This window comes from Paenibacillus sp. E194 (assembly GCF_000935845.1).
Classification (GTDB): domain Bacteria; phylum Bacillota; class Bacilli; order Paenibacillales; family Paenibacillaceae; genus Paenibacillus_B; species Paenibacillus_B alvei_B.
On sequence record NZ_JMDX01000153.1, the window covers coordinates 1 to 14,904 of the forward strand.

A 14,904-nucleotide genomic window follows, 5' to 3' on the forward strand; every position below is an offset into this window, starting at 1 on the left:
TGTGAAGATTAAAGCCTATTCTGATTTTGTATGTCCGTTTGTTTCTGGGCAAAGGCCCGTTGGATGAAATCGTAAAGGAGAAGGACGTCGAAGTGGAATGGATGCCATTCGAGCTTCGTCCCGAACCATATCCGAAGATCGATCCATGGAATGAACCTGATAAGCTTGCATCGTGGGATGCATTTATTAAGCCAACAGCAGAGAAGCTCGGCATCGATATGCGTCTGCCGCATGTATCTCCTCATCCATACACCAACCTGGCATTTGAAGGATATCAATATGCGAAGGAACAAGGCAAGGGCAACGAATATATTCAGCGCGTGTTTACAGCCTTTTTCCAAGAAGAGCAGAATATCGGGGAGATTGAAGTATTGACGAAGGTTGCAGAGGAGCTTGGCTTGGATGCAGCGGCGTACCGCGAGGCGCTCGAATCCCGCACATATCGGGACGCTCATCAAGCAGCGATCAAGCATGCTTATGAAGAGGCTCGCATCTCAGCTGTGCCGACATTCATTATCGGCGATCAGGTGATTCAAGGTCTGGCCAGCAAGGAACGTTTGGCTCAAGCCATTGATCGCGCAGCTTCCAAGCAGTCATTTGACTCGATTGAAGGTATGCAGTGCGATCTAGATGGAAATTGCTAAGTTTATCTTGTATACCAATCACATGATTTATAAATGGAGGAAACCTCAATGACAACATTCAAAGACGCAATCATCAACCGCCGTTCCATTCGCAAAGTAACGAAAAATCCAGCGATTACAGAAGAGCGCATCCGCGAAATTTTGAAAACATCCTTGCATGCTCCAACATCATTCAATATGCAAAGCGGCCGTGTGGTCGTATTGTTGGACGGTGAACATGAGAAGTTCTGGGACATCGTGAAAGAAACGCTGCGTGCTCGCGTTCCAGCAGAGAACTTTGATGCAACCGTTCAAAGACTGGCAGGCTTCCGCGATGGTGTGGGAACAATCTTATTCTTCGAGAACCAGGCAACGATTCAGAGCATGCAAGAAAATGCTCCTAGCTATAAAGAGCAATTCCCGTTCTGGTCCCATCAAGGCAGTGCAATGCTGCAATATGCAGTATGGACAGCACTGGAAGCAGACGGTATCGGCGCATCCCTTCAGCACTACAATCCAATTGTAGATGATGAAGTGAAGCGTACATGGGATATCCCGCAAGAGTGGACATTGATCGCACAAATGCCGTTTGGTGAGCCGAATGAACAACCAGGTGAACGCAGCTTCCTGCCGTTTGAAGAAGTTGTAACGTTCCACAAATAAGATTATGTAACTAAATAGTTTTCGTGGGGGGCTGGATATGGAAAGTCAGCAAGCAAATGTAGACATCGTCCGCCGCACCTATGAAGGGCCTGAATTTCTGCTTGCAGCATTAACTGACAGCACGGTATGGACGGAAGCGGCAGGATATCCGTACGGTGGCACGTTCCATGGAGCCGCTAGCATTAAGAGCAATGTTTTTGAACGCTTAGGAACAGAATGGGACGGCTTTGTCGCCACTGTACACACCTACCATGAGGTTACGAATCAAAAAATCGTAATTACAGAGGGCGTTTATACCGGAACATACAAGGCTACAGGGAAATCCATTCGTGCAGATTTTGTACATGTATGGAAGCTGGATGATGGCAAAATAGCAGCATTCAAGCAATATGTTGACAGTCATGTTGTTGTTCAGGCTATGTCTTAGCATTATTAATAGAAGAAGCATGTCTCTCGTTATAGAGGGCATGCTTCTTTGTGTTTGGAGCGCCGTCACCTGTGCTTCATCCGGTATTCACTCGTCAATTAACTCCAGCAAATAATCCGTATACTTTTCCTCGCTCATTCTCGATATGGCATCACGAAGTCTATCCTCAGCTTGATCAGGAGATAGAGCTTCAAAGTCTGATTCCTGCATATTTGTCATCCGTGCCTGAAAATCAGGTGAACTATGTTGTCCGATATATTGAATCACTTGCTGCAGGGGCATTTTTTTGAGCGCCCATATACTGATACCATCACTCACTCAAGCAACCTCCTTCGAATGGTTATTTAGGCTTGTATCGTTATCGTATCCGATTCCCCATGCTCAGATTCTCGATTTTATTTGTTGGGGTTGACACTGCTGATATAGAGGAGTACGATGGGGGTGTAGATATTTGAACAACTGTTCAAAACGATCGTTCAAAACAAATGTTCAATAAATAGGCCGTCATATTCGCAGTTCCTATACTCAATTTCAATGTTCAATTTTTTGTTCACTGCTAGTGTCAATATCAACCTAGAACTTATTCATCAATAACAACATGAGAGGAGAACAAAGATGGTTCAAGACACAAATGACGTGAAGGCAAAGATTCTCAGTGCGGCGAAGAAGCTGTTTGCACGCAATGGGTTCGAAGGAACAACGGTAAGGCAGATTTGCGAAGAGGCAGGTGTAGCGCCAGCGCTTGTCTCGTACCATTTTGGCGGCAAGGAAAAGGTATTTTATGCGCTGTTTGAATCGTCGATTCCCAATTATGCAACGGCAACCTATACGCTGCAAGATCCAGAGGCTGACTTTTCATATTTTATACATGAATTCGTTCGTCTGCGTCAGACAGAGCCTGAGCTTATTAACATGCTGCAGCAGGAGATCATTATGCAAAGTCCGCGTATGGAGAAATTGCAAGCCTATGTCTACACATTGTGGAAGCAGCTTCGCGACATACTGGAGGCGGGTAGAGCGAAGGGATGCTTCCAATTTACATCCTTGAAGCAGACGCTGCACTTTATCATAGGAGCACTCATTTTCACTCGCAATGTACCTGCGCTAGATGACTTGTTCGAGACAACTGTCATGGAAGAGAATGCAGAGAGTGTAGACGAGATTGCTGCATGCACCGTTCATTTTCTCTTGAATGGTTTGAAGTAAACATTAGATGATCCTTGTACGAATACTTGGTATTGCTTGAATGTTCCAATAAGGAGGAATACAATATGAATAGTTCTATTATTATCTTGTTCTTGTTCGCATTTACGATACACAACTTAGAAGAAGCGGTGTGGCTGACCAGACAATCTTCCGCAGCAGGGAAGGTGAAGATGCATAAAGCCGTTACTCAGGATCAGTTTTTGTTTGGCTTATTTTGGGTGACTGGATTCGCTTATTTGATTACAGCCCTGTATATCATCTATCCAGACGTTGCGGTATTCAAATACGCGTATTTCGGCTATGTGGGCGGAATGATTTTTAACATCATCTTCCCGCATTTGATATCGACGATTATCGAACGCTGCTACTCGCCAGGTTTATTTACGGGCCTATTGGTCATCGTTCCGATTGATAGCCTCATTATGAAGACAGGGCTTGCTGCAAATGTTATTTCAGTAAGTGAGCTTATTATCAGTACGATTATTGCTGGTGTTGTCATAATGGCCAGTATTCCATTTAGTTTCAAGGCAGGCAAGAAACTGATTACATATTAACCTTATTAACGAACGAATCTTTTGAATTGAATACCGGAATGGATAAGCAGTATGCGCCAATCGGGTAGGCCAACTATTCGGTTGGCGCTATCTGTTTTTTTTATTTTGGCCATGTGTCACAAATCGAAGATTACGGTTGTTATAGAGGTTGGAAAGCATCAAGGGAGGTGAACCTGTGGAATTATCCAGCCCGGGTGAACGACAACAAAAGCAGCAATTTATTGAGGCGATTGTTGCGAAGGTGCAGGAAGGCGATGATGAAGCTTTTGCAATCCTTATTCATCATTTCGAGAGGCAAATGTACAGCTACTGCTATTATCTATTAACGAATCGAGAAGAAGCAGAAGATGCTTTGCAGGAGATCTTCCTACAGGCCTACCGCAATTTGAATCAATACATACAGAACACGAACTTTTCGGCTTGGCTGTATAAGATTGCATATAACCACAGCATGAATGTACTGAAGAAGAGAAAACGCTGGTATCGGCTGCTCTTGCGCAGTAGAGAGATTGCACCTAATCCTGTTCCTATCAATCATGCAGCAATCATTGAGAATATGCTCGAACTATTGACAGTGGAGGAAAGGCATATTCTGCTGCTTCGAGCAGTTGAGCAATATAGCTTTACTGACATAGCGGACATTATGGGCAGTAATCCCGCTGCGATTCGCAAGAAATATGAGCGGCTGCGTGCCAAGATTCGGAATAATGATAAGGAGGTCTTTGCGAATGGCGAAATGGTCCAACCGAACTAAGCTGACTGATCAAGAAATCAATCAGCTGGAACAGATTATTCACGATACCGAAATGCCGGTCTATACTTACAGCCATCGGATCATGAATCGAATTCGGGAAGAGAAGGCAGCGAAGAAGAAATCAATCTGGAAGCCAGCAGTAATCGCTACCTCCTTAGCAGTCGTTATTGGCGGTGGTGTGATTGGCAGCGGATTCGTCTCATCAACGATGGCACATGCGTTAAGCAAGCTGCCCTTTATTGGCGTCGTGTTCCAGCAAACCGGCGATTTTGGCCTTTCTTACGCGGTTGATAACAATCTGGTTACGAAAATCAATCAATCCATCACTCATGACGGGGTCACGCTTCGGATTAAAAACATGGTTTATGATGGCATCCGCTTGGCTTTTACGTGGGAGCGTGAAGGCGAAAATGTGTCTTCCTATCTGTTCAGTCCCTCTTTAACGGACGATAGGGGAGTAATTCGTCGAATTCGTTTCTTAGACTCTTCACTTGAGGAGATAACATACGACTTAAGTTTAAGCATGTACCAAACTCCTGGGGACCCAGATTCTGGTATCTCAGTAAGTAGGAGTGAACCTTCAGTAACGAGAAATGGAAATCTCAGCAGCGAGCCGAAATCACTACCCGATGAGTTCAATATCCGCATGAATGTATCATTATCGGGAGTTCGGGAGGTGTTCATGTTCAATATTCCGGTGAAGAAGAATACGAAAAATATTAATTTTACAGAGAATATCACGAGATCCTATGACGGTCTTAGCCTGTCGCTTGAGAAATTGGAGTTAACCCCAATCACGACACGAGTGATGCTGAGAGGAATAGGAGAAATGCAGCATGTTCCCGATAAATTTATAGGTCCGAAAAAAGACTTTGGACTGCACGATAACCTGCTGTTCAGTGCAGACGTGTTCGATGATCAGGGGAACAAGGCGAAAGGACTGATACATGCGGGACTTGGAGGATTAGCTAATAAGTACGAAGAGTCGAATGATTATGGATTGGATTTGATGTTCGAGCCATTCCGGCAAAAACCGAAGTCGATTACGATCAAGCCTTTTTTGTATGATTATGAGTCTTTAGAAGCCTGGAAAATCGAAAAACATTATATGAAAGAGCTAGAGTTCACCATAGAGCTAGAGAAGGAATAGCGTCTTAGGAGCGAGGAAGGAGAGGCAGCAAGTATGGGGAAATCGAGAGTCACAATCACACTCCTTATGATAATCGCATTGATAAGTGGATGTGCCGGCAAGACGCTAGAGCATGACGAGTCCATACAGACAAGCAAAATCAAGGTGCTGTATCAGGATGAAAATGCGTACTACATCGATATCGGCAAAATAAAAATGATGAACTATCCAGTGGATCAAATCGAATTTATTGTCCAGACGAACGAGTTCGCCAAGTTCAAGGATGGAAAATCACTAGATGAGTTTTACGAGGGGCAGAAAAAGTTCCTAGACAGGCACAAGCCGGATGTGATTGTTGTTGATGAGAACCTGTTCGCGGATACCGCCCGGGAAGGGAAGCTCTATGACATGGAGGCCGATCTGCAAGATGAAAGCTTTCATCTAAACGAATTTATGCCTGGACTGATCGACCGAATGAAGAGCAGAGGAGACGGGAAGCTGTATGGAATAGCGCCCTATTTCTACAGACAAGTCTTATTTTACAATAAGGATCTGTTCGAGAAGCATTATATATCTCCTCCACGAAGCAATATGACATGGGATGAGGTGCTGGAGCTGGCTGGACAAATCTCCGATCCCGGTTCGGGGAAGCGGGATTTTCACGGCATTTATCATACGTACTCCGCCGCCCCGGCGATGATGTACCAGATCGGTTCTTCTTCCGGACTGAGCTTGTTCGACGAGAAGGGGGAGAAGCTGCTGATCGATACAGACGGATGGAAGCATGTCATAAAGAAAATGACAGAAGCAGTGAGAAGCCGTGCGCTGCTCGTTCATCCGAAAGAGCGCAACATGACCCATGATGGGATTTTTTTAGATGGGGATTCTGCCATGTTAATCGGTGATCCATCCTTTATTCATAAAGATGTGATGCAGCCGGACGATAAGAGAAAATTACACAAAAAATGGGGCGTCCTGTCGCCGCCTGGCAATCCGAATTTGGCAGAGGCGAATATGAAGCTGCCCTATGTGTATGCAGTAGCAGCAGATTCTGATAACAAGCAGGCTGCGATGGAATTCGTCAAATTCATCAATGGCAAGGAAACAATGGGGACATACTTCCAACGCTTTGTTTATGACTACGCGCCGACGCGCATGGGCAATCTGAATGATTTTGATTCAACAGTAACAGAGCCGTTCTATCAATTGAAGCCGCAGAAGGCCGACGGCATATGGGACAACCGGAATGTACCTCGTGATTTCTTTCTCGCCTTCGAGCCGATCCTGTCGGAAGAACTGCAAGCGGTCATTGACGGGAAGAAAACAGTAGACCAAGCCGCTGCCGAACTAAAGGAGAAGGGGCAAGCTGCATTACGCCAATTACGGAACAAAACGCATCCGAGTGATCCAACTGTTAAGTAAACACATGAGCACCCGTATTGGTAAGCGTCGGGTCTGTTGCGATAAATAGGTGAGAAGGAGAGTAGGAGGATATCTATGAAAAGGGTATGGAGAACGGGGATTTTCATGCTGACGATCTTATCCTTGCTGAGCAGTTGCGGCGAACAAAAAGAAGAACTCGAGCCGCTTCAGGCCGGAACAATCAAGGTCGTCTATTTGGATGAAGAATCATTCTATGAGGATTACGGGAAATACTTCAAACTACAATTTCCGCAAATTGATGTGGAAGTGATCAGCAAGTCGAAGCTCATTACCGAATTTAATCATGTTATTGATTATAAGGAAGCGACTAGGAAGTTCCTGAATACATACAATCCTGATGTATTGCTGTTAGATGAGGAAATGTTCAAAGCCTTCGTTGAGGAAGGCAAGCTGTATAACCTGGAGACAGTCATTCATCAAGATAACTTCGATGTGGATGGGTTTATGCCTGGACTTATCGACAAGCTCAAAGCGTTAGGCAAGGGTGATCTGTACGGCCTTGTGCCACAGGTCACCTTACATGCCCTGTATTACAACGAGGATTTGTTCAAGGAGTATCAGGTAGAACCGCCGAGAAATAAAATGTCCTGGCAGGAGCTATTAGAGCTGGCTGACAGATTTATGGGTCAAGGGAGTGGCGGCCGACACGTGTACGGTTTGGAGGAAACCTATTCCGATCCTGGACGCGAGGTACTGAATATCGGCTTCAATTCTGGCCTAAAGCTATTTGACGAGAAGGCAGATCATGTGCTTATTAATATGGACGGGTGGAAAAACGTCATGAAGCTCGTCACGGATGGAGTCCGCAGTAAGTCGGTCATATTAAATTCCAATGGCAGCAACAAACATTTTATGAACAAAGAAGCAGCCATGACTTTCGGTTCGCCAGATCTCATGCTGGCGCTCAAGCAGAACGGTATCCAAATGAATTGGGGCATCGTAACCATGCCCGTCCATTCAAATGATGAATCCGTGAACATAAATTCACGAGAAATCTTCGCCGTATCAGCGACTTCTCCCAATAAGCGGGCGGCTTGGGAGCTGGTCAAGCTTGTGAATGGTGCAGACATGGCGAAATCCAAATCCAAAACATACAATGGCACATTGCCGTCGCGGACAGGATATTTGAAGGAATACGACGGAAAGAGTCTAGAGGCCTTCTATATGCTAAAAGTGAAGGAAGCAAAGCAAAAGTGGGGGAACGATCATGTTCCGGAGTCCTTTTTCAGCCTGTTCGTGGAGCCGCTGCGGGCAGAAATGCAGGTTGTGATTGAGAATCGAAAAACGATTGATGAAGCAGCCGCCTTGTTGGAGGAAAAAGGACAAGCGGTGCTGATGCAAGCACGCAGTGAAACCAGAAAATAAGGAATCGTTGATAGGAAGCGATGACGCAACGTACTCAACATAACATTCATGTCACGAACGACAGTAAAAAGGGGAAGCGAGCGAATTATGCATAGAAAATATAAACTTGTACTTCTATTGCTGACAATCACGTCACTCTTGGGTGGGTGCTTTGGCGGAAATTCAGAAATAGCGCCGTTGAAAGACGGCAAAGGGAAGCTAAGGATCGTGTATAAGGATGAGGAATCATTCAATCGGGATTATGGGAATTTATTTCTAATGAAATATCCGGATATTGAAGTTGAAGTGATTGCTCAGGATGATGTATTTGAACAATCCGAGCAGACTTCTACCTTTGAATTGAGTGAAGAAAAGAAGAGAGTAATAGAGAAGTATAAGCCTGATGTATTGCTATTGAATGAGAGTATGTTCGAAGCCTTTGCCCAGGATGGGAGGCTGTATGACCTCGATATGGTCATCAACCAGGATAAATATGATATTGACGGATTCATGCCTGGGCTTATCGATAGGCTGAAAGAGAAGGGGAATGGAAAGCTGTTCGGATTGGCGCCCTATTTCGAAACTCCTGTGTTGTTTTACAATCGCGGGCTGTTCAAAGAATACAATATCGAACCGCCGCGAGACAAAATGAGTTGGAAAGAATTGTTGAACTTAGCTGGCCGATTCGCGAATGAGGGGGTATATGGCCTGTATCAAACGGAGAAGCCCGAAAAGCTGTTGTATAATATTGCGACTGCCTCTGGGCTTCGACTGGTTGACGCTAAAGGAGAAAAACTGCTTATTCAATCCGAGGGCTGGAAGGAAGCTGTAACGATGACCGCGGATGCGATCCGCAATAAGTCCGTGTACATTCCTGAGCAAGACGCCAAAAATGAGCGTATGGATCGCTATTACGAGCCTTTTCACCAAGAAAAAGCCGCGATGACATTTCAAGAGTCCTGGTTCACTGATCTTTTGAAAGAAGTTCCGATGTATGAAAAAACACCGAAGATCGATTGGGGTATTGTTACGACACCGGTCGATCCGGCCAGCCCGAATGAATCTGCCTATGTGCATTTGTCAGAAATTTATGCGATAACCGCAAATTCTGAAAATAAGCGGGCAGCATGGGAATTTATCCAATTCATAAATGGAACGGACATGGCTCAGGTCGCCACGCTGGGGAATAACGGGAAGCTGCCGACGCGCACAGGCTATTTTAAGGATCTGGAAGGCAGAAGCACGGAGCCATTCTATCTGTTGAAGCCGAAACAAGGTAATGGACTGCTGAAAGATAAGAACATTCCTCACGGGTTTCATGAACTGTTCGACCCTTTACTATCAGAAGCAATGCAAGCGATCATTGATAAACAGATAACGATAGATGAAGCGCTCGCGGAGCTAGAGATGAAGGGGCAGCAAGCATTAGTCAAGGCACGTGAAGCGGCAGCGAAGAAATCGTAAGGGAATCTAAATTCTGGTTCCCGAAAATGCGGAGCTATATACATACGAAGCAAGGGAGAGAGGGAATTGCGAGTACGAACTAGCTGGAAAATGGGGATAATGCTCCTCATTATTATGTCATTGGTAAGCGGTTGTTTTGGTAAAGAATCAGAACTAGAGTCAGTCAACAAGGTCAAAGGGAAAATTAAAGTCGTCTATCAGGATGAAAGTGCATTCAATCGTGATTATGGGCAACTGTTCAAATTGAAGCAGCCCGATATTGATGTGGAAGTGGTGAGTAAATCGGAGCTGTACTCCAAGTTCGGAGATCCTGATTTCGATTTTGAGAAGGAGTCGCAGAAACTGCTGGACAAGTACAAACCAGATGTATTGCTGCTGGACGAGACATCTTTCAAAGAATTTGCCCAAGGCGGCAAGCTGTATGCGATTGATGGGGTCATTAAGCGAGATCGTTATGATATCGAAGGGGTCATGCCAGGACTTACCGACAGGATCAAAGCAATGGGCAAGGGGACGCTGTACGGACTGTCGCCCAGTATTGATACCACTGTTTTATACTACAATCGTGATTTATTCAAGGAGCACAATATTGAACCTCCTCGAAATCAAATGAGCTGGAAGGAATTTTTTGAACTGGCGACAAGCATATCGAATGCAGGCGGTACAGATAAACAATTGTATGCGCTAGCTCAAGAATTTGGTGGGGCAGACAGCCTGATGTATCAGATTGCTTCCTCAACTGGACTGAGGCTGTTCGATGCCAAGGGAGAGCAGCTGTTAATCAACTCGGAGGGCTGGAAAGAGGCCATCCAGCAGGCGACGGATGCAGTGCGGAGCAAGGCGCTGTATATTCCACCGGCCAGCAAAGGTCCTCAGCCCATTGAACCGGGGAAAGAGCTCTTCTTCACAGGTCAGGCTGCAATGAAGCTGGGAACACCGTGGGATTTGGAGCATCTAAGGGATAAGAAAACTGAGAAAATCAATTGGGATGTCGTGACAACTCCAGTCGATCCTGCGACACCCGATGAAACCGGAAATATAAGTATTCGCGAAATTTATGCGATTACAGCTGATTCCGACAATAAGGAGGCCGCGTGGGAACTCGTCAAATTTATAAACGGCGCGGATATGGCCAAGGTGGCATCTCGAACGACTGTTGGTATGATCCCTAATATTCCTTCCAGACCGGAATATTTCAAGGAATTGGACGGCAGAAGCACGGAAGCATTCTATGCCTTGAAGCCGAAGGAACTGTCCGCATGGGATGCGCTTTGGGGCAACAAGAACGTCCCTGATGACTTTAACAGTTCTTTCCGGTCCTTGTTGACCGAAGCGCTGCAAGCCATTATTGACAATGGGAAATCGGTGGATGAGGCGGTGAATGAACTGCAGACGAAGGGCCAAGAGGCGCTTCGGGTCGCGCATGAACTAGAGCAAGAGAAACGATTGCGCGGCAAAGACAACAAATAAATGACGAATTGTGGAAATTCATTTCTGATTTTATTCTTAAATTTTATTCATTGAATGTTAAGTTGAGTATTAGATGATCAATGTTAGCATAAAAGGGAGGTTTATATATGAAACTAAGGAGAAAATAAGATGAATGTAAACAAAACATTTCTAGCGGCTATGATTGTGTCAAGTATGTTGGTTACAGTGGCAGGCCCAATTCCTGTAGGAGCAGAGGCAGCGCATGAACAGGAGCAAACGAATAATAAGAAGGTTCAAATTGACAAAACGATGGCAGTCAAATTGCAAAAAGCGGTAAATCAATTTGCTGGAAAAGAGATTAAGCTGCAGAATGTTGCCGAGTCATTGGGCGGTTCAGAGGCGAAGGTTACATCGGTAGATGGTAAGTACACTGTCTACTTTAATGATAAAGGAGGAGTATGGTCGATAGACGGAGCGGTTCCACTCCATAAAATCAGCAAAGAGACCCAGGAGAAGGTTCTGAAAGCACTGAAAAAGGCATACGCAAAGAAAACATACGTCCTTGATAAAGAAGCGATTCTAATGCGGCCTTATGATGGAAAAAAGGAGAAACTAAAAGATCATTTTGCGTATGCTTTGACAGGGAAAGGTTTTCAGGCAGTATGGAGGAGTGGAACAGATTTTGTCAGTGAGGTTACAATTAAGCTTGCCAAGAAAGAACTCGATTCAAAATGGCAGGAAATGGCAGCAAAAGCGATGAAAACGGCTTTCGATCATGATTTGAATGTAACAGAGGCGTTGCTTGTTTCTAGCGGGGAAAATTATCATATGTTGTCAATTAAGGATAATGCAGTATCTCTAGAGATGGATGCGATAAAGGGAAAGATTGTGAACGTATTTCATCATACAAGAAAAAAGAAATGACCGACCAAAGGATTACGGCAAAAGATGCACAGGAAGTGGTCGCTCCGCTTGCCAAGGAATTATTCAATATCGATATTACGGGATATGAAGTGAAATGGGACAACACAAATAAAGATTACGGTTTCGTTAAAGGCAAAGAAACGATAATGAGAGCAGCATTGGATGCCGATAAGAACGCGGTGTATATTTTATCAGATGGCCCAGCATGATTGCTGTGCCAATAGACGTTATTGGTCTAAAAATAGAATTACAATATGAATGCCAAATTTGTACAATAACTAATCTGAATGTCTAAAATCCGTTAAAGTTCACACTTTGACGGATTTTTTTTATTGCGTACCTATTGCGATTAACATCCGAATGACGGTGCCGCTGACTTGCGTTAAGTGCACAGATCGCCGATAAGGATACTTTTCTGACTAGTAAATTTCGCAATGTGTCACATTTCACATCATCCGGATTGTTATATATAGGAAAGCCTCATGAGAGGGTGAATCTAAAACGGTTTCCTACCCCGGGGGAAAAGCGGAGATGGAGAAGGAGAAATATGAACAAAGTTTGGAAAGTTTCAATTCTACTCGTATTGATCATGTCATTCATAGGCGGCTGCTTCGGGAAGAAGGAAGTGCTGGAACCGCTTGAGCCAAGCAAGTTCAAAGTGATTTACCAAGATGAAGACGCATTTTACCGTGATTACGGAAAGTACTTCAATATGAAATATCCGCAGATTGAAGTCGAAGTCATTCCACAGGTTCAGGTGCTCAAAAATCTCGGTAAAATGATCCGCGCGGATGAATACGAGGCGGAAGTAAAGAAGCTGCTCGAAAAAACGGACGCAGATGTATATATGCTGGACAGCGGAATGTTCAAGCAGTTCGCCACCGACGGGAAGCTTTATGATCTTGAGGAAGCCATCCGGCAGGATGGCTATAATATCGAGGAGTTTATGCCGGGACTTATCGATTCGATCAAAAATCTGGGCAACGGGAAGCTGTATGGGCTGGCTCCACAAGTAAGCATTGGAGCTCTGTACTATAACACAAAATTGTTCAAGGAAAACCAAATCGACCCGCCGACGAACAAGATGACCTGGGAAGAGGTGCTGCAATTAGCAGCGAGATTTTCTAATGTTAAAAATGGAAACCGTCCTGTGCATGGCTTGTACTTTTCGAATGGCCATGCAGGCAATTTGATGTTCGATATCGCCGATACTTCCGGCTTAAAGTTCTTCGATCCGAAGGGGAAGAAGGTACTTATCAATTCGGATGGATGGAAAAAAGCAATGAAAATGGCTGTGGATGCTGTACGCAACAATGCGGTTTATTTCCGTCCAGAAGATCAGATGTATTCGTCAAAAAGCGACTTTTTTGATGATGGTGTGGCTGCGATGACTATATCCGGCCCACCTGCTACATATGCCGTTAGATTTAATGAGGACGAGCCGGTAGATTGGGAGGTCGTCACTGTCCCAATTGAGCCTGGGGTGGAATCGACGAATGTTTCCTTTTATCCGCTTTTTGCGGTTTCTGCGAATTCGACCAACAAGCGCGCTGCTTGGGAATTCGTCAAGTTTACAAGCGGATCGGAAATGGCTCATGCCCGATCACGGACAATGACTGGTAATTTACCTTCACGTACCGGTTATTTGAAGGAATTCAAGGGCAAGAGCATGGAACCGTTCTATATGCTGAAGACTCAGCACAACAGCGTCTGGATGAATGACTATGTCCCATTTCCTTTCTTCGGGAAGTTCAATAAGACGCTGGAGGAAGAGCTTCAGGCCGTTATCGATCACAAGAAGTCAGTGGATGAAGCGGCTGCCGCCTTGGAGATAAAGGGGCAGGAGCTATTGACCAAATTGCAAGAAGAAGCAAAGCAGAAAACAAAAGGAAAGTCATAAGTAAAGAAACGGGTGAGAAAACGTGCATCACAAATGGAAAATAACGATCCTGCTGCTAACGATCGTTTCCTTAATGAGCGGTTGTTTGGGCAAGAAGGAAGTGCTGGAACCGCTGCAGCCAAGCAAAATCAAGGTGGTCTATCAGGATGAGGACGCCTTCTACCGCGATTACGGGAAGTATTTTCATATGAAATATCCGCAAATTGAGGTCGAGGTCATTCCCGAGAAGCAGGTATTGAAAAAGCTTGGGAAAATAATTAATGCGGATGACTATTTTGTAGAAAAAAGAAGCTGCTGGAGAACTCGGGCGCGGATGTATTTTTACTGGACGATTATGTATTCAAGATCTTTGCCCAGGATGGCAAGCTGTATGATTTGGAGGACGCGATCCGCCAGGATGAGTATGATGTGGATGGATTTATGCCGGGATTGCTGGACAAGATCAAAAGTTTGGGCAACGGGAAGCTGTACGGACTGGCGCCATCCTTCAACAGGGAGGTTCTATATTATAACAAGGCCTTATTTAAGGAGCATCAAATCGAATCACCGAGGAACAACATGACCTGGCAGGAACTATTTGATTTAGCCGCGAGATTTTCTAATGTCGGTGCTGGCAGCAATAAGGTGTACGGCTTGTATGAATACTTCAGAGATCCTGGCAGGCTGATGTATCAAATCGCTGATACATCCGGCTTAAGACTGTTCGATCCAAAGGGAGAGAAGGTGTTTCTAAATTCAGAGGGCTGGAAAGATGCAATGAAGCTGGCAGTGGGTGCGGTACGCAGTAAATCGGTATTTTTCCATCCTGAGAGTCAAGTGTATACGCAAAAAAGCTATTTTTTCGAAGGGAAAGCCGCAATGATGGTTGCGAATGCTTTCGTAATGATGGAATTGAAGCAGCGGCCTACTTATGTGGAGGGAGAGAAGCCGATAGATTGGGGCGCGGTCACGGTGCCGATTGATCCTGCGGAGTCATCGCAATCAATTTCNCTTTTCGAAATCGCTGCAATTGCAGCCGACTCGCCGAATAAGCGTGCAGCCT

15 protein-coding genes and 1 pseudogene are annotated in these 14,904 nt (G+C 44.9%); 15 read left to right on the plus strand and 1 reads right to left on the minus strand.

Going from position 1 to position 14,904, the window contains the following annotated elements:
• The first annotated feature begins 1 nt into the window (after position 1).
• The 3 genes and pseudogenes from AZ66_RS19325 to AZ66_RS19335 all read left to right on the plus strand — a co-directional run bounded on the left by AZ66_RS19325 (position 2) and on the right by AZ66_RS19335 (position 1,713).
• Positions 2-644: pseudogene (locus AZ66_RS19325) on the plus strand (DsbA family oxidoreductase).
• Positions 645-692: 48 nt separating this feature from the next.
• A complete protein-coding gene (locus tag AZ66_RS19330) occupies positions 693-1,286 on the plus strand; it encodes a nitroreductase family protein (RefSeq protein WP_156160026.1) in 594 nt (197 codons plus the stop codon).
• Between the two features lie 37 nt (positions 1,287-1,323).
• Complete coding sequence (locus tag AZ66_RS19335) at positions 1,324-1,713, plus strand: nuclear transport factor 2 family protein (RefSeq protein WP_021260255.1); 390 nt, start codon at positions 1,324-1,326, stop codon at positions 1,711-1,713.
• Positions 1,714-1,800: 87 nt separating this feature from the next.
• Here the strand turns inward: AZ66_RS19335 and AZ66_RS19340 are convergent, their stop codons facing one another.
• A complete protein-coding gene (locus AZ66_RS19340; protein ID WP_044356320.1) occupies positions 1,801-2,031 on the minus strand; it encodes a hypothetical protein in 231 nt (76 codons plus the stop codon).
• 297 nt (positions 2,032-2,328) lie between these two features.
• On the opposite strand from AZ66_RS19340, the gene AZ66_RS19345 reads away from it, so the two are divergent.
• The 12 genes from AZ66_RS19345 to AZ66_RS19395 form a co-directional block, all read left to right on the plus strand.
• Positions 2,329-2,919: a TetR/AcrR family transcriptional regulator gene (locus tag AZ66_RS19345; protein ID WP_044356321.1), complete on the plus strand. Its 591-nt coding sequence runs from the start codon at positions 2,329-2,331 to the stop codon at positions 2,917-2,919.
• Positions 2,920-2,984: 65 nt separating this feature from the next.
• Entirely contained in the window at positions 2,985-3,473 is a 489-nt protein-coding gene (locus AZ66_RS19350; protein ID WP_044356323.1) for an HXXEE domain-containing protein, read from the plus strand.
• A 175-nt stretch (positions 3,474-3,648) separates the two neighbouring features.
• Positions 3,649-4,227, plus strand: a complete 579-nt coding sequence (locus AZ66_RS19355) for an RNA polymerase sigma factor (protein WP_044356324.1) — start codon at positions 3,649-3,651, stop codon at positions 4,225-4,227.
• Positions 4,202-5,377 carry a DUF4179 domain-containing protein gene (locus tag AZ66_RS19360; protein WP_044356326.1) on the plus strand — a complete coding sequence of 392 codons (1,176 nt, stop codon included), beginning with the start codon at positions 4,202-4,204 and terminating at the stop codon, positions 5,375-5,377. Before AZ66_RS19355 ends, AZ66_RS19360 begins: the two co-directional genes overlap by 26 nt.
• 33 nt (positions 5,378-5,410) lie before the next feature.
• Positions 5,411-6,778, plus strand: coding sequence for an ABC transporter substrate-binding protein (locus AZ66_RS19365; protein ID WP_044356327.1), 1,368 nt, complete (start codon positions 5,411-5,413; stop codon positions 6,776-6,778).
• Between the two features lie 75 nt (positions 6,779-6,853).
• On the plus strand, positions 6,854-8,164 hold the full coding sequence (locus tag AZ66_RS19370; protein ID WP_044356328.1) for an ABC transporter substrate-binding protein: 1,311 nt from the start codon (positions 6,854-6,856) through the stop codon (positions 8,162-8,164).
• 87 nt (positions 8,165-8,251) lie between these two features.
• On the plus strand, positions 8,252-9,607 hold the full coding sequence (locus AZ66_RS19375; RefSeq protein ID WP_044356329.1) for an ABC transporter substrate-binding protein: 1,356 nt from the start codon (positions 8,252-8,254) through the stop codon (positions 9,605-9,607).
• Positions 9,608-9,673: 66 nt separating this feature from the next.
• Positions 9,674-11,077 (plus strand): ABC transporter substrate-binding protein, encoded by a 1,404-nt coding sequence (locus tag AZ66_RS19380; RefSeq protein ID WP_082061657.1) that lies wholly within the window; start codon positions 9,674-9,676, stop codon positions 11,075-11,077.
• Positions 11,078-11,206: 129 nt separating this feature from the next.
• On the plus strand, positions 11,207-11,962 hold the full coding sequence (locus AZ66_RS19385) for a hypothetical protein (protein WP_231586954.1): 756 nt from the start codon (positions 11,207-11,209) through the stop codon (positions 11,960-11,962).
• Positions 11,959-12,171: a hypothetical protein gene (locus AZ66_RS32860; RefSeq protein WP_021253575.1), complete on the plus strand. Its 213-nt coding sequence runs from the start codon at positions 11,959-11,961 to the stop codon at positions 12,169-12,171. The genes AZ66_RS19385 and AZ66_RS32860 overlap by 4 nt, the downstream gene beginning before the upstream one ends.
• Positions 12,172-12,509: 338 nt before the next feature.
• Positions 12,510-13,862, plus strand: a complete 1,353-nt coding sequence (locus AZ66_RS19390) for an ABC transporter substrate-binding protein (protein WP_044356331.1) — start codon at positions 12,510-12,512, stop codon at positions 13,860-13,862.
• A 345-nt stretch (positions 13,863-14,207) separates the two neighbouring features.
• Positions 14,208-14,904: ABC transporter substrate-binding protein (locus AZ66_RS19395; protein ID WP_231586955.1), on the plus strand; the 697-nt coding region annotated here is incomplete at its 3' end.